This window comes from Asanoa sp. WMMD1127, assembly GCF_029626225.1.
GTDB lineage: Bacteria > Actinomycetota > Actinomycetes > Mycobacteriales > Micromonosporaceae > Asanoa.
On the sequence record NZ_JARUBP010000001.1, the window covers coordinates 1,854,121 to 1,869,604 of the forward strand.

Consider the following 15,484-nt stretch of genomic DNA (forward strand, 5'->3'; position numbering starts at 1 on the left):
GCCACCGACCAGCCCGGCCGATCAACGAACCGAGCGCACCGCGACATCGGCCCACGGAGCCGCGCCACCGACCAGCCCGGCCGATCAACGAACCGAGCGCACCGCGACATCGGCCCACGGAGCCGCGCCACCGACCAGCCCGGCCGATGAACACGCTAACGACACCGCCACATCAGTCGACCGCGCAGGATCATGCCGACCAGGCTGCGAAGCTCAGCCCGGCCAGCGAGGTGGGGCGCGGTCGCCACGGCGTCGGCGAGCCGCTGAGGCGTGCGCTAGCTCTCGTAGCAGCGACGGCCGATGTGTCACGTCCGCGGGCCTAGCCGACCAAGGCGCCGACGGCTCGGCTATCTCCGATGCTCGGCCTCGCGACGGCGGTTGGTCCGGTCAAGGCGATGTCATCGGCCCAGCGTCGTCAGCGCTTCCAAGCGGCACACTCGTCCGGCGGCGAATCACCCAGCCCGGAGACGGTGCTGGTCGGGGCAGGTCTGCGGGCTGGCGCAGTGTGCATTCTGTAGGTGTCGCTGGCGTCGGCTTGGTGAGGCGGGCCGCGGCGCTGATTGGCGCTGCGACGGTTTTGACGTCTGTTTCCGCGCTTGGTGTGGGGGCGCCGGCCGCGGCCGCGGTGCGGGCGCCGTCGTGCGGGCCCAACGCGGGCGAACCGATGACGTCGTTGCCGTGGCCGTTGCAGCAGCTGCGGCCCGACCTGGCGTGGCCGATCAGCGAAGGCGCCGGCATGACGGTGGCAGTGATCGACTCGGGCGTTTCAGCGACGCACCCCGCCTTGGCGGGGAAGGTGCGGGAGGGTCGCGACTTCGTCCAGCCGTCGGCCAAGGGCCAATGCGACGAGGTCGCACACGGGACGCTCGTCGCGGGTGTGATCGCCGGGCGTACACCTGAGAATTCGGTGTTCAGTGGCATTGCGCCGAAGGCCTCGATCCTGCCGATCCGCGTGCTGCGGGATCTCAGCAGAGACTTCAACCCGAACACGTCCTCCGACATCGCGACGGCCATCAGGTGGGCCGCTGACCAGGACGTCGACGTCATCAACCTGTCGCTGACCACCGATCCGACGTCGACGCTCGAATCGGCGATCGACTACGCGATCGATCGCGATGTCGTCGTGGTGGCCGCCGCCGGCAACGACGGCGGCAGCAAGGGCAACGAGCAGACGGCGTACCCGGCCGCGTACGAGGACGTGATCGCGGTCGCGGGCATTGACAAGGAAGGTCATCACGTCGACACCTCGACGTCCGGAGACTATGTGGACGTCGCGGCGCCGGGCGCCGAGGTCGACGGGCCGATGCCACGCGGGGACGGGTACGCACGGTTCAAGGACGGCGGCACCAGCTTCGCGGCGGCGTACGTGTCGGGGCTCGCGGCGCTGCTCAAGTCCGCGGATCCCGAGCTGACGCCCGCCCAGATCGCGCAACGCATCGCCGCGACCGCCGACCATCCGCCGGAGGGGCGTAACAACCAGGTCGGCTTCGGCATGATCAATCCCTATCGGGCCCTGACCGCCATCGCCGGCAACCCCAAGGCCTCGCCGGCGCCCGCCGCACTCACCCCCGTGACGCTGCCCCAGGACCCGATGGGCAACACCCGTGCGATCGCGACCTGGACCGCCGGCGGCCTCGCCGCGCTGGCCCTGCTGATCGCGCTCGTAGCCGGCGTGGTCCGCGGCACCAGGCGGCGCCGCGGTCTCACCGAGCCAGCCGGAGCCGCACCGGTCCGGAGCGCCGATCCCCGGCGCGGCGCTGCCGCGCCCGCTCGCCGCACGGCGGCGAACAGCGGGTCGGCAGACGGACAGATCACCGCACCGAAGGTCCGATCCCGCAACGCCACGGCGCGGTCGGCAAACCCTGCCGCGGGAGCGGCCACGGCGACGCTGGGCGGGCGTCAGCAGCCCTTGAGCTGGCAACCGGGCGCCCAGCGGTCACCCGGCCAACCGCCGGCCGGTGCGCCCCCCAGCGGCCGCGCCCAGGTCCCGCGACGCTAGGCCTCGGACAGCGCCAACAGGCGTCCGCGAGGAGCCGCGGCCGACCGGGGACCGGCAGCCAACCGGGGACCGGCAGCCAACCGGGGACCGGCAGCCAACCGGGGACCGGCAGCCAACCGGGGACCGGCAGCCAACCGGAGACCGGCAGCCAACCGGAGACCGGCAGCCAACCGGAGACCGGCAGCCAACCGGAGAGCGGCAGATACTGGGCGAGGCATGCCCGCGCATGCGCAGCCTCTCGGCGACGGCCTCAGGCGACGCGCACGACCGGTGGGCTGCACTCCTGCCGTGGGCTCGCGGCAAAGCCTTCGGACAAAGCGTGCAGCTGGCGGCGTCGTTCTGCACGCGTGCCACTTGTGGAGATCGGTCGCCGTTGTCACAGGCGTTTAGGCATGCGCGCCCGAAGGCGCGAATCCGAATCGGACCGTCGCCGCCACGCAATCAGTTGCGGTGGTCGGTGCGCGGCGATCAACGGCACCCGAGCTCAAGAGTCCCGACGACGCGCAGCGGGGCCTGAGATCCAGACCAGGCCGCCACCGCAGACCACATTGTGCCGGGTCGGTCCATCAAGTCGCAGTGACGGCGCCGGCAGCCGCCACGCGCGGCGCCAGACCCGCCAGTGCGCGGCCCATGTGGGGGGTCGGGCATCATCGACTTAACGGCATTCCGGTCCGAGATGTCTTCACGCACGCGCGGCGCCAGACCCGCCAGCGCGCGGTCAACCTCGGGGGTCGGCATCATCGACTCGAAGCATTCGCGTCGGAGACGTCTGCACGCATGCGCGGCGCCGCCCAGCGTCCAACCCGACTGCGGCTGCTGGCGGCTCATCACGTGTCCCGGTGGCGCTGAACGGCCAGCAGGGTTCGGGCTCCCACCAACGCCGAGCGCGGCCCGGGATTTGTCCCGGGCCGCGCTGAGGCGTTTCGCGCCAGTTGGGGCTGTCAGCCCCAGACCTTGGCGTTGTTGGCTTCCGTGCTGACGTAGTTCTGGTTGGCTACGCCGACCGCGGCGCCGATTTCGTTGAGGATGGCGTTGATGTCGGCGACGGCCGCGTCCCATTGGGCCTGGTAGGCCTGGTAGGCCTCGCGGTCGGAACCGTTCCACTGCATCTGCTGCAGTTGCGAGCGGAGGGTGTCGAGGCGGCCGTCGATCGTCTTGGAGATCGACTGCATCTGCGACTGCGCGTTTTCGAGCGCGGCGTAACTGACTTGGATCGGCTGCGACATGATCTCGAAATCCTTCGCTCAGGTCACGGGTTCAGGGCCGAGTTGAACTTGTTGAGCATTTCGCTCTGCTGCTCGTCGTTGACCTGGTGCGTGGTGCCACCCTGGTCGAGCAGGTCCGCGATGTTGTCCAACGCGGTCAGCAGCTTGGTCACATCGCCCTGCCACCGACCCATCAGACTCTGGAAGCCCGCGGAAGCCTGGCCTTGCCATGCGACAGCCAGATCATCCAACACGCCCCAAAGCCGCTTGAGATCACCGTCGACATCAGTCCTCGTCGACCGCACATCCCCCGCAGCCTTGTGGAGCGTCGCGGCATCAACCAAGAACGGCTGACCCATAACACTCACCCCTCGCTTGATTCGTGCGACACGTCCGGACTCACCGTAACGGACGGGGGCACCATGGCGCAGCCCCGGATCGTCATGGCTCTATCCAGGCGGTCTGGATAAGTTGCTGCCCGTCCTGCCTGCGGATCAACGTGCCGCGGCCCGCCGGCTGTGGACTCGGCTTGAGACTGCCCACCAGCGCGCCCTCTTCCGGCTTGCCGGACATGAGGAACACCGGGGTGTCGAGCTCCCGCATTCGTTGCACCAGCGGCTCGTAGAGGGCGCGCGCGGCACCGCCCATGCGTCGCGTCAGGATCATGTGGAGGCCGATGTCGTTGGCCTGCGGCAGCAGCTCGATGAGTGGCGACAGTGGATTGTTGCCGGCCGTGGCGACCAGGTCGTAGTCGTCGACCAGCAGGAACAGCTCCGGGCCGTGCCACCAGCTGCGGTTGCGCAGCTGCTCGGGCGTGATGTTGGGCCCCGGCAACCGCTGTTTCATCGAGTCGCGCAGGAAGCCCACCATCTCGCCCAACGCGGTGGCGGACGGCGCATAGCCCAGCTGGTGTTCGCCCTCGATCGCACCGAGCAGGCCGCGCCGGTAGTCGACGATGACGAGCCGGGCCTCCTGCGGCGTGTAGCGCTCCACGATGGACCGCGCGACCAGCCGCAGCAGGTTGGTCTTGCCCGACTCGACGTCACCGAAGACCAGCAGATGCGGGTCGACCGAGAAGTCGAGGCGCACCGGCGCCAGGTGGGACTCGTTGAGCGCGATCGGGATGCCGGGCCCGTCGGTGCCGGCCAGCTTGGTGAGCTCGTCGACCTGCAGGCGGCGCGGCAGCAGCCGCACCTTGGGCGCCGGCGGGTGGACCCACGACTCGGCGATCGCCGCGACCATGCCGGCGGTGCCGTCGACGAGGGTCTCCGGGTCGCCCATGCCGTCGGCCCGCGGCAATGCGCTCAGATAGTGCAACTTCTCGCGGGTGAGGCCGCGACCCGGTACGCCGGCCGGCACGTTGACCGCCGCCCGACGGTCGATCTCGGACTCGGTGGGATCACCGAGCCGCAGCTCGAGCCGCGTGCCCAGCAGGTCGCGGACGTTCATCCGCAGCTCGGCCCACCGGTTGACGGTGATCATCACGTGGATGCCGTAGCCCAGACCCCGCGCCGCGAGCCGGGTGATCCGGGTCTCCAGCTCCTCGAAGTCTTCCCGCAGCGTGCCCCACCCGTCGACCACCAGGAACAGGTCGCCGAACGGATCCTCGGGGAACCGCCCGGTCGCCCGCATCCGCCGGTAGGCCGCGATCGACTCGATGCCCCGCTCGGCGAACCGCTGCTCACGCTCGTCGAGCAGCGCCGTCGCCTCGCCGACCGACCGCCGCACCCCCTCGATGTCGCGCCGACCGGCCACACCGGACATGTGCGGCAGGCCGGCGAGGCTCCGCAGCGTGCCACCGCCGAAGTCGAGGCACATGAACGCCACCTCGCGCGGCGTGTGGGTCAACGCCAGCGACGAGATCAGCGTGCGCAGCAGCGTGCTCTTGCCGGACCGCGGACCACCCGCGATCACCGTGTTGCCGGCCGCGCCCGACAGGTCGACCACCAGCGGGTCGCGGCGCTGGTCGAAGGGCCGGTCGACGACACCGACGGGCACCGTCAGCTGGCCATTGCCGGGCCAACCCACGGCCTGCAGCCCACGGTCGGGATCGCGCTGGAGCTGGGGCAGCAGCGCGTCGAGCGGCGCGGGCTGGTCGAGCGGCGGCAGCCAGACCTGGTGCGCCGGCGGGCCCTGGCCGCGCAGTCGGCCGGTCACCACGTCGAGCATGGTCACCTGGCGGGCCGACTCGGGACCGCTGGACGTGACCTCGGCCGGCTCGGGCTCCGCCGCGACCGGCACCTTGGGCAGCGCGACCGGGGCCATCGTGTAGGGCACCACCTGCCCCTGCACGCGGGCTTTGGCAGCCTGCGTGGTGGCGGTCGCCTGACGGTAGGGACCCGACACGTACGCCCCGCGGAAGCGCAGCATGGTCTGGGTGTCGATTTTGAGATAGCCGTGGCCGGGTGCGTTGGGCAGCTCGTAGGCGTCGGGCACGCCGAGCACGATGCGACTTTCCACCGCCGAGAAGGTGCGCAGGCCGATCCGGTAGGAGAGGTGCGTGTCGAGACCGCGCAGTCGGCCTTCCTCCAGCCGCTGCGAGGCCAGCAGCAGGTGGATGCCGAGCGACCGGCCCAGCCGGCCGATCTGTACGAACAGGTCGATGAAGTCCGGCTTGGCCGCCAGCAGCTCGCTGAACTCGTCGCAGATGATCACCAGCGACGGCAGCGGCTGCAGGTCTTCGCCGCCGGCGCGGGCCCGCTCGTACTCGTGGCGAGAGACGTAGTTGCCCGACGACCGCAACAGCTCCTGCCGGCGCTGCAGCTCACCGGCGATCGCGTCGTGCATGCGGTCGACCAGGGGCAGCTCGTCGGCCAGGTTGGTGATCACGGCGCTGGTGTGCGGCAAGGCGTCGAGCGACGCGAACGTCGCGCCACCCTTGAAGTCGACCAGCACGAAGTTGAGCTCTTCGGACGAGTGGGTGATCGCCAGCGCCGCCACGATCGTGCGCAGCAGCTCCGACTTGCCGGAGCCGGTGGCGCCGATGATCAGGCCGTGCGGGCCCATGCCCTCGAGCGCCGACTCCTTGAGGTCGAGCTCGACGACCGCGCCGTCGGGGCCGAGGCCCAGCGGGATGCGCAGCGTCTCGCGCACGGGTCGCGGTCGCCAGTTGCGGCGCGGGTCGACCGACGCCGCGTCGCCGACACCGACCAGTTCGGGCAGCTCAGGGCTGCGAGACAGCGGCTCTTCGCTGGTGGTCTGATGTGACAGCCGGTACGGCGCGAGCTGGCGGGCCACCGCCTCGGCCGCAGGCAGAGCGAGGGTGTCGGCCCGGCCGAGCGAGGTGCTCCGGTTGCCCTGGTTGACCTCGATGCGGTCGCCGTTGACGGTCAGCGCCAGCAGCCACCGGCCCGCCTCCCGCGGCACCGCGCCGGACAGGTCGAAGACCGTGGTGCCGAGCAGGCCCGGGCCGGTCAGCTGGGCCGCGGCCGGCGCCTCACCGCCGTCGAGGATCACCACCAGGTGCGCCTGGGTGGTCAACGCCTTGGCCGACGGGTTGAACCGCGGCCGGCTGCTCAGCTCCTCGTCGAGCGCGTCCTCCAGCTCGATCATCGACTCGAACACCATGCGGATCGGCCCGGCGCCGTCGACCTTGCGATCGATCTGCACATGCGGCAGCCACTTGAGCCAGTCCCAGTCGGCGACCCGCTCGGGCGGAGCGACCAAGGCGATGCGTACGTCCTCCGGCGAATGGAACGTGACCAGCTGCGCGATGGCGGCGCGGGTCACCTCGAGCACCCGGGCCCGCTCGCCGCGCAGCGAGACCCGGCCGAAGGCCCGCAACGACAGCGCGATCGGCAGGTCGGGCACGGCCTTGAAGGTGTTCATGAACCGGCGCAGCGCGATCGCCGACATCGGTTCGAGGTCTTCCACGGGCTTGGTCTCGGGCGGAGTCACGTCGACGGCGAGCTGCTGCGGACCGACCGCGATGCGGATCTGGCCGAAGTCCTCGTCGGTCGATCGCCGTTCCCACATGCGTCGCGAAGCGGCCAGCGACCACAGCGCGTCGGGCGCCGGGTGGACCCACATCGCGGCGGCCCGCTGCTGCTCGGCCGCACGGCGTACGCGTTTGCGGATCTGGGCCAGATAGCGCATGTAGTCGCGGCGCTCGGCGTCGAGCTCGGCCTTCTTGTTGCCGCCGCCGCCCATGGTGCCGATCGCCATGCCGAGCATCGAGACGCCGAACAGGCCGCCGGCGATCCAGGTGACGGCACCGCCGCCACGGCCGGCGTAGAGGAACGCCATCGCGCCCACGCCACAGACCATGGGCAGCACCATCAGCAGCTGGCCGAACCCCTTGGGCAGCACCTCGGGCAGCTCGGGCGGCGACTCGACGAGCAACTCGCCGCGTGGCATGGCGGGGCCCGGCCGGCGCGGCGGCCGACGGAACAGGACGGTACTCAACGCCATTCCTCCCCAGGGCGGCGCTCACGGACCGGGTGGACACCGGACCGTGGCCATCGTATGTACTCTGCCGGAAGCGGTGGCGCCCGCGATACGCCCGGGCGCGACCTGTGGACAAGGAGGGCGATCGTGGCGGGCACGATGACGGCCGGATCGAGTCGCGTGACGATAGTCGCGCCCAAGACCCGGGTCGACCTTGCCCTACCGTCCGATGTGCCCCTCGCGGACGTGTTGCCGACGCTGCTGCGGTTCGCCGGCGATCGGCTCGCCGACGACCCGGACGGCCGTTATGGCTGGTCCCTGGCCAGGCTCGCGGGTCCGGCGCTCGACATCGCACAGTCACCGGCCCAGCTGGAGATCCGCGACGGCGAGCTGCTCTACCTGCGCCCGCGCGGCGGTGAGGAGCCGGAGCCCGTCTTCGACGACGTGGTCGACGCCATCGCCACCGCGACCCGCATGCGGCCCGGCCGCTGGTCGACCGCCACGACCAAGGTCTTCGGGCTCGGTCTCGGCGCGGCCGCGCTGGTCGGTGGTGCCGTCGCGCTCGCGCTGACCGGCCCGCCGCGCGGTGTGGCCCCCGCCGTCGCCCTGGTCCTCGCGCTGCTCCTGCTGGCCGGCGCCGCCGTCGCCGCCCGCGGCTTCGGCGACCACCGCAACGGGTTGCTGCTGGCGGTCGTGTCCATGGTGTACGCCGCGGTCGGTGGCCTCACGCTCTTCGCCGGCAGCCGTGGCTTGGACGACCTCGCCGCACCTGACCTGCTGGTCTGCGCGGCCGCGGTGCTGTTCGTCTCCGCCGTCGCCGGCAGTGCCGCGGTCGCCGCGTACGGCCAGATCTTCCTCGCCGCCAGCGCCGGCGCCCTCGCGCTCGGGGTGGCCGCCGCGATCTGCATGATCTTCGGTGCCACTCCCGCCGGCGCCGCCGCGGTCGTGCTCGCGATCGCGCTGGTCATGGTGCCGGCGATGCCGATGATGTCCTACCGGCTCGCCGGGCTCCCGGTGCCGACCGTGCCGTCGGGCACCGAGGACCTGCGCACCGACACCGAGACCGTCGACGGGGCGCGGGTGCTGCGCCTCGCCGAACGCGCCGACGACCTGCTCGCCGGCATGCTCGGCGCGGTCGGTCTGATCGCGGCCGGTTCGGCGATCGCGCTGGTCACGACCGGTGGCACGGCGGGGTACGCGCTGTGCGCCGCCCTCGGCCTCCTGCTGTTCATGCGGGCCCGCTGGTTCATCTCCACCGCGCAGCGCCTGCCGTTGCTCGGCGCCGGCGTGGTCGCCCTCGCCGCGCTCGCGGTCGGCGGCTTCGTGACCATGGACATGCTGGGCCGGCTCACGCTGGTCATCGCGGGCCTGCTGGTAGTGGCCGCGATCAGCGTCGGCGCGGCCCTCGGCGCCGGCGGCCGCCGTTCGCCGATGCTCGGCCGCACCGTCGACATCCTGGAGATCCTGCTGATCCTCGGCATCCTGCCGCTGGTCGTCTGGGTCAGCGGCCTCTACGCCTGGATCCGCGCCATCCGGGAAAGCTAGGGTCTGTCTCGATGCGGGGGCCGGAGCGAGGCGAGGCCCAGACGTCGGCTGGGGCCGCGCCGGGCGCGGCCGGATACCGGTGTCGTATCCGGGTGTGACCGACGCGGCTCCAGCCGACGTCTGGGTCCGCCGCAGCCCGGTCAGCGCATCGAGACAGGCCCTACAGACGGCCGGGCGGGCCGAACATCTGTTGTTCGATGTCGGTCGCCGAGATCCAGGCCAGGCGGACCTGGCCGTCGCTGAGCAGGGCCACCGTGTCGTCGGGCAGACTCTCCACTTCGGACGCCGCGTCAGGGTCGACGCCGAGGCGGGCCGCGACGTAGACCGCCTGCTGCGCCCACATCCGTTGCACCAGCGCCGCGTCGGCGACCGCGAGCGCGTCGGCGGCGGTGTCGGTGAGCTGCGCGGAGATCGTCAACGTGGTCTGCCACGCCTCGCCGGGTTGCAGGTCGAAGCCGCGCTGGCCCTCGATGTCGTGCACGTGCAGCACCGGCTCCCCGACCCAGCCCGCGACGGCCGGGCGGCCGCCGGTGACCACGCGGACCCGCTCGTGGTTGCCGACCGCGACCTCGCCCAGGCCGTGCCAGCGCCGCTCGTCGGAGGTGCGGACGAACACCTGGGCACCTAGCGCCAGGGCGCGGAAGACGGCGACCCGCGCGAGCCACAGCCCGCCGATCAAGGCGATCCGGGTGGGTTGGGGCCGGAACATCCGCAGGAGTACGGCGTTGCCGTCGGCGCCGCGGCCGAGCAGCAGGCCGGTGTGCTCGGCCAGCATGCCGATCGCGCCGGCGTCGGCCGGGGACATGGGCTGACCGGTGCGGGTCACCACGGGCCACCTCCGGTCGGTGCGGACGCGTAGGCGGCCGGCCCCTGCCAGCCGTCGAGCCGCCGTAGCTTGAGGCCGAGCTGCCCGGCGTGGCCGGCCAGCGTGCGCGCGACCTCGGGCAGGCGCGGGGCCGGCGCGGCCATCCGCACGACCGTGCGGGTGAGGACGGCGGCCTGCCCGCGCTCGGACCGCGGTCGCATCTCGACGGACAGCACCATCTGGGCCGCGGGCGCCCGCAGCAACGACGACAGCGGCGCCTCGCGCGGCGGCAGGCCCTGCACCTCGAAAGCCAGGTGATGTAGGCCCGAGGCGTAGAAGGTGGTCCAGTCCTCGGCGGGCGCGCTGTCGTCGCGCCGCCGGCCGTCGACGCCCGCGCAGAGCCGGACGGCGGCCGCGAGCTGTTGCGGACCGAGGATCTCGGTCACCACGCCGGCGCTGTTGAGCGCCTTGCTGACCCGGCCGAGGGCGGCGGCGACCGCACGGTGCACGCCTTCGACACCACCGCCGCGCCGGTGGGCCGCGACCGCGGCGTCGGCGACGTCGAGCCGGACCGCGACCCAGTCGCGCTGGTCGACGGGCGCCGGCCCGGAGGCCAGGAGGTCGGTGGCCAGTTGCTGGTAGGAGGCGACGCTGGGGACCTGGCTCGGCAGCAGGTGGTGCGGCGCGGGGGCGGCCCAGCTGACCACCTGGACTCCGCTGAGCGGCAGGCTCGGGTCGTCGAGCAGCTCGGCCAGCTTGGACACCGGGACCGGGACCCCTCGGGCGCCGGACACGCCGAGCGGAGGCGCGATCGCGACCGCGGCGAACCAACCGCCCTCGTCGCAGCCGATGCCGACGCTGGTGCCGCGGTCGTCGTACCCGTTGATCGAATGGTTCTGCAGCGCCGCGCCCGCACCGCGCCGGCGACGCCAGCGACGGCGGGCGAGCAGACCGTCCATCCACCATCGACCGTCGCGGCGCGCGTAGACGAAGCCCGCCACCAGGACCGCCGCGGCGGCCGCGACGCCCAGCCCGATGGGCGATCTGCTGAACGCGGCGAGCGCGATGGCCACGATGGCGATCTCGGCGACAACCAGCCGCCACACAGCCGTTCGCATGCGCGTCCTCCTCCCCAGGGGCACGGCGGGGACAGCGTACGACGAGTCGCCTATCGTAGGGTGGCCGCGTCGCGGAAAGCGGTTCCTGGAGGGTCGTCATGCGCAGCCGGCAAGAGCAGGTGCAGGCGCACCGGTTCATCACCCGGCGCATCATCTCCGGGCTGCTCAGCGGCGAGCCGGAGACCAACGAGCTCCCCATGCGACGGTTCGGTCTGGCGCTGTTCGGCAGTGTCATGGTCGCCGCGATCGTGTTCGCCATCATCGGCGTGATCGGCCTGGTCAACCCCGGTGGCGGCAAGCCCGGCACCGGTGAGCTGATCATCATGCGGGAGACCGGCGCGCGGTACGTGCTGGTCGACGACACGCTGCATCCGGTGCTCAACTGGAGTTCGGCGTTGCTCTTCGCGGGCACCGAAAATCCCGCCATTCGCCAGATGTCGCGCGATTCTCTTTCCGCGTACGCCGTGGGTGAGCCGATCGGCATCCCTGGCGCGCCCGACCCGCCGCCGGCCCGCGGCGCCCTGCTCCGGCTGCCGTGGAGCGTCTGCAGCACGCCACCCGACGGCGGCGGCGCACCGACCACCACGCTGTTCGTCGGTCGCGAGCCGGCCACCGGTGAGCCGCTCGGCGCCGAGTCGGCGCTGCTGGTGGTGACGCCGCCCGACGACAGCGGCGCCGCGGAGACCTATGTGGTCTATCGCGACCGGCGCCACCGCGTCGTCGACGAGACCACGCTGACCGCGCTCGAGCTCGCCGCGATCACACCGGTCGTCGTCGGCAAGGCCCTGCTCAATGGCATCGCCGGCGGCCCTGACCTGCGGCAACCGCGCATCGACGGGCTCGGACAGACGAGCTCGCGTGAGGTGGGCGGCGAGGAAGGCGAAATTGGCCAGGTCTATCGCGCGGGTCAGCAGCGCTACGTGCTGACGCAGGAAGGGCTCGTCACCATCGGCGACGTCTCGGCGAAGCTGTTGCTCGCCGACGACCCGCGGGAGATCGAGATTTCCGCCGCCGAGGCCGCGGACGCGCTGGTCCGGGGCGCGACGGTCGAGCCCAAGGACTTCCCGCGGACGCTGCCGGCGATCCCGACGGGCCAGGCCGCCGATCCGATGGTGTGCGCGGTGCACGGTGCGAGCGGCGAAGCGGCGGCGGTGCACCGCTATGCCGCGGCGCCGCCGGGTCCGGCGGGCGGCGCCGGCGCCGTCGGGGGTCCGGGTTCCGGTGGCGTGGGTACGGCCGACCGCGTGATCGTCGCCAGCGGAAAGGGCGCACTGGTGCGGGTCGAACCGGCACCCGGGGTCAACGTGGACACCACGACCTATCTGATCACCGATCAGGGCTACAAGTATCCGTTGCGTAACGAAGGCAACGTCAACGCGCTGGTGGCGCTGGGCTACGGCGGTGTCGAGCCGCTGCCGGTGCCGTCGTCGTTGCTGGCCCTGGTGCCCAACGGTCCGGTGCTCGACCCGATCGCGGCGCAGCGATTCGTGCGTCCGGCCACATGACCATGGTTACCGGCCAGTGACGGGTCGAAAAGTGTCGCTGCCTACCGCTAGTCTCGACTGTGGACGACGTGCAGTGAGCTAGCCACCGGCGACCCCGGCATCCGGGGCCACCCAGACAAGACTGGACATCTGATCGATGGGGAACGAACAGACCAAGGTCGACATTCTGTCGCTGGAAGACTTCCGTCGGGCGCTCAACGCGCGACTGACCGAGGCCGAGACGCTGCTCAAGACGGTGACCGGCTCGGCCGCCGCCCGTCCGCCGCTGGGCGGGTTCGTCGACGCCAAGCAGATCACCGACGCCCATGACACCCGGCAGGACGAGCAGGTCGCCCGCGTACGCCGGCTGATCGACGCCATCCGGGCGGCGCAATCGGCGACCGACACGATCATCAGCAACTACCGCACGACCGAGGCGCGCAACGCGGCCAACTCGGCCGACATCGCCAACGTGCTCGGTGGGGTCCAGAAGGCACTGGGGGGTTCCAGCAATGGGTGACGGGGGCCGCTACGCGGGGATGAGCCACCGCGAGCTCTACGACCAGTTGATGGCCGGCAACCCGTGCGTCGTCGAGAACACGGTGGCGGCGTGGAAGTCCGCCGAGCGCCAGGCCGACACCCTGGCCGGCGCCATCGACCGCGACCTCGAGCGCGTCCGCGCGGGTTGGGAAGGCGCGGCCGGCACCGAGTTCAACGAGCGGGTCGGCAAGATCTCGACCTACTCGCGCCAGCTGTCCGGCGACTTCCTCGCGACGCACAGCGGCCTGAGCCAGATGAGCGCGGCCCTGGCCGACGCGCAGGCCAAGGCCGAGACGCCCGAGGAGCACGACGACAACGACAAGATGTGGAGCGGCGCCGCCTCCGGCGCGGCCAAGGGCGCGATCCTCGGCCCCGCGGGCGCGGCCGGCGGCGCGCTGATCGGCGGCATCTTCGGGCACAACCAGGACGAGGAAGAGAAGGAACGCGCCCGCGAGCGCATGGCGGCCCTGGTCGCCGGCGTGGCGACGCAATACGAGGTGGCCGACCGGTCTGACTGGCGGCCCGTCACCGCGCCGCCGCCCGGCCTGCCCGAGGGCGACCCCAACCGCCGCACGACCCCAGCCGGCGGCCCGCGCGTCGGCGCGCCCGCCATCGACCCCGGCACCGGCGTCGCCGGCACGGCCCCGACCGGCTCGGTCGGCACTCCAGGCCACGTCGCAGCCGACCCGGGCCTGACCGGCGGCCCGGCCACCACGGGCGCGGGCACGACCGACGCCGGCACCCAGGTCGGCTCGCAGCTCACCGGCAGCGGCGACGGCGCGATCGCGGCCGGCGCGGCCACGGTGGGCGCCGCAGGCGCCCTGACGGGCCTCGTCGGCGCGCCGGGCGGCCCGGGCGGGACCGGCACCGGTCTGACGGCAGGCTCGCTGCCGCCGGGCGGGGTGTTGGGCCAGACGGGCAAGCCGGGCGCCACCCCGGGCGGGTCGGGCACGTCGGCGTCGGCTGGCGGCAAGGGCGCCAACGCGCCCAAGCCGACGACGGCTGGTGGGCAGTCGGCGGCCGGCCCCCGCGGGGCCGGTGGGCGGACGACCGGGGTGGGCGGCACGCAGTCGGCCTCGGGACGGGCGGGCGCGAACGCCGCCAACAACGCGGCGGGCACGCGGGGCGGTGGTCGGCCGACGACCGCAACGGGTCAGACCCCGGACGGCCGCAACACGACCTCGTCGGCGGCCCGCTCCTCGCAGGCGGCGGCCGGCGCCCGGTCGAACAATGCCACCGACGAAGAGCCCGACGAGCACACCACCTGGCTGACAGAAGACGACCTGGTCTGGCGCAACGCGGACGACGTCCCGCCGCCGGTGCTGGGCAGCTAGGGCGTGTCCTGCCGATCATGAGAGCCAGATGATGGTGGCGATTAGAAGCAGGCTTGCCCGGTAGATAGCGGCCCGTTTGGCGAAGCGGGTGGCTAGGTCACGCCATTGTTTGAGGCGGTTGAAGCAACGTTCGACGACGTTGCGCTGCCGGTAGATCTGCGGGTCGAACGCGGGCGGGCGTCCGCCGCGGCTGCCACGCTGCCCGCGGCGGACGATCTGGTCGCTGCGTTCCGGGATCGTGTGCCGGATCCGGCGGCTGCGTAACGCCTGCCGGGTCGAGTCGTGGGCGTAACCCTTGTCCGCGATGAGCATGTCCGGGCGTTGACGCGTCCGGCCCGGCCCGCGCCGCACGGTGATCGCGTCGAGCAGGTTGAGCAGTTGCGGGTTGTCACCGGCCTGGCCACCGGTCAGCAGGATCGACAACGGCCGACCACGGCGGTCCACCGCAAGATGGATCTTGGTGCTCAGTCCGCCGCGGGAGCGACCCAGCGCCTCACCCTCTTGCGCTGCCACGGCACCGCCGCCGGCACCCCCTTTTTCCGGGCTCCAGCGGCGTGCTGGTGCGCCCGGACAATCGAGGAGTCCACGCTGACGATCCATTCGACCGGCTGGCCATCATCGAACACCTGCGCATGGGCCAGGATCCGGTCCCACGTGCCGTCAGCGGTCCACCGTCGTAGCCGTTCATGACAGGTCTTCCACGGCCCATACCGTTCGGGAAGGTCCCGCCATGGCGCGCCTGTGCGTAGCTTCCACAGGATCCCGTTGATCACCTGCCGGTGATCACGCCACCTGCCCGACCGCGTACCCGGCTCGGGCAACAACGGCTCGATCACCGCCCACGCCCTGTCCGTCAGCTCACCGCGACCCACCACCACGGCATATTGGACGACCAACCCCTACATGATCGGCAGGACACGCCCTAGGACAACCGCGCCGGTCCGGGCCGTAGGCCGGTCCGGGCCGCTCGCCGGTCCGGGCCGCTCGCCGGTCCGGGCCGCTCGCCGGTCCGGGCCGCTCGCCGGTCCGGGCCGCTCGCCGGTCCGGGCCGCTCGCCGGTCCGGGCTT

11 protein-coding genes are annotated in these 15,484 nt (G+C 72.2%); 5 read left to right on the forward strand and 6 right to left on the reverse strand.

The annotated features are described in order from the left end of the window. Window positions 1-538: 538 nt before the first annotated feature. A complete protein-coding gene (gene mycP, locus O7635_RS08945) occupies window positions 539-1,999 on the forward strand; it encodes a type VII secretion-associated serine protease mycosin (RefSeq protein WP_278079947.1) in 1,461 nt (486 codons plus the stop codon). Between the two features lie 941 nt (window positions 2,000-2,940). Here mycP and O7635_RS08950 read toward each other — a convergent pair. The 3 genes from O7635_RS08950 to eccCa form a co-directional block, all read right to left on the reverse strand. Then, window positions 2,941-3,225 carry a WXG100 family type VII secretion target gene (locus tag O7635_RS08950; RefSeq protein WP_278079948.1) on the reverse strand — a complete coding sequence of 95 codons (285 nt, stop codon included), beginning with the start codon at window positions 3,223-3,225 and terminating at the stop codon, window positions 2,941-2,943. Between the two features lie 23 nt (window positions 3,226-3,248). Beyond that, window positions 3,249-3,563 carry a WXG100 family type VII secretion target gene (locus O7635_RS08955; RefSeq protein WP_278079949.1) on the reverse strand — a complete coding sequence of 105 codons (315 nt, stop codon included), beginning with the start codon at window positions 3,561-3,563 and terminating at the stop codon, window positions 3,249-3,251. An 82-nt stretch (window positions 3,564-3,645) separates the two neighbouring features. After that, on the reverse strand, window positions 3,646-7,608 hold the full coding sequence (gene eccCa / locus O7635_RS08960) for a type VII secretion protein EccCa (protein ID WP_278079950.1): 3,963 nt from the start codon (window positions 7,606-7,608) through the stop codon (window positions 3,646-3,648). Window positions 7,609-7,737: 129 nt separating this feature from the next. Between eccCa and eccD the strand changes: the two genes are divergently transcribed. Then, window positions 7,738-9,135, forward strand: coding sequence for a type VII secretion integral membrane protein EccD (gene eccD / locus O7635_RS08965; RefSeq protein WP_278079951.1), 1,398 nt, complete (start codon window positions 7,738-7,740; stop codon window positions 9,133-9,135). Between the two features lie 160 nt (window positions 9,136-9,295). Here the strand turns inward: eccD and O7635_RS08970 are convergent, their stop codons facing one another. Together O7635_RS08970 and eccE are read right to left on the reverse strand one after the other, a co-directional pair. Then, on the reverse strand, window positions 9,296-9,961 hold the full coding sequence (locus tag O7635_RS08970) for a hypothetical protein (protein ID WP_278079952.1): 666 nt from the start codon (window positions 9,959-9,961) through the stop codon (window positions 9,296-9,298). Further along, complete coding sequence (eccE, locus tag O7635_RS08975) at window positions 9,958-11,058, reverse strand: type VII secretion protein EccE (RefSeq protein ID WP_278079953.1); 1,101 nt, start codon at window positions 11,056-11,058, stop codon at window positions 9,958-9,960. Before eccE ends, O7635_RS08970 begins: the two co-directional genes overlap by 4 nt. A gap of 98 nt (window positions 11,059-11,156) precedes the next feature. On the opposite strand from eccE, the gene eccB reads away from it, so the two are divergent. The 3 genes from eccB (at window position 11,157) to O7635_RS08990 (ending at window position 14,416) form a co-directional block, all read left to right on the forward strand. After that, window positions 11,157-12,563, forward strand: coding sequence for a type VII secretion protein EccB (eccB, locus tag O7635_RS08980; RefSeq protein ID WP_278079954.1), 1,407 nt, complete (start codon window positions 11,157-11,159; stop codon window positions 12,561-12,563). 136 nt (window positions 12,564-12,699) lie between these two features. Further along, window positions 12,700-13,062, forward strand: a complete 363-nt coding sequence (locus tag O7635_RS08985; protein WP_278079955.1) for a hypothetical protein — start codon at window positions 12,700-12,702, stop codon at window positions 13,060-13,062. After that, complete coding sequence (locus O7635_RS08990; RefSeq protein ID WP_278079956.1) at window positions 13,055-14,416, forward strand: hypothetical protein; 1,362 nt, start codon at window positions 13,055-13,057, stop codon at window positions 14,414-14,416. Before O7635_RS08985 ends, O7635_RS08990 begins: the two co-directional genes overlap by 8 nt. A gap of 15 nt (window positions 14,417-14,431) precedes the next feature. Here O7635_RS08990 and O7635_RS08995 read toward each other — a convergent pair. Next, a protein-coding gene (locus tag O7635_RS08995; RefSeq protein WP_278085414.1) for an IS5 family transposase occupies window positions 14,432-15,288 on the reverse strand; the annotation gives its coding sequence in 2 pieces (ribosomal slippage) (window positions 14,432-14,943 and window positions 14,943-15,288; 858 coding nt in all). Window positions 15,289-15,484: the final 196 nt, after the last annotated feature.

What these genes read in the sequence shown, in the direction of transcription:
- O7635_RS08950 (WP_278079948.1), bottom strand. Translation starts at nt 3,225, where the DNA reads ATGTCGCAGCCGATCCAAGTCAGTTACGCCGCGCTCGAAAACGCGCAG.
- O7635_RS08955 (WP_278079949.1), bottom strand. Translation starts at nt 3,563, where the DNA reads ATGGGTCAGCCGTTCTTGGTTGATGCCGCGACGCTCCACAAGGCTGCG.
- eccE (WP_278079953.1), bottom strand. Translation starts at nt 11,058, where the DNA reads ATGCGAACGGCTGTGTGGCGGCTGGTTGTCGCCGAGATCGCCATCGTG.
- eccB (WP_278079954.1), top strand. Translation starts at nt 11,157, where the DNA reads ATGCGCAGCCGGCAAGAGCAGGTGCAGGCGCACCGGTTCATCACCCGG.
- O7635_RS08985 (WP_278079955.1), top strand. Translation starts at nt 12,700, where the DNA reads ATGGGGAACGAACAGACCAAGGTCGACATTCTGTCGCTGGAAGACTTC.
- O7635_RS08990 (WP_278079956.1), top strand. Translation starts at nt 13,055, where the DNA reads ATGGGTGACGGGGGCCGCTACGCGGGGATGAGCCACCGCGAGCTCTAC.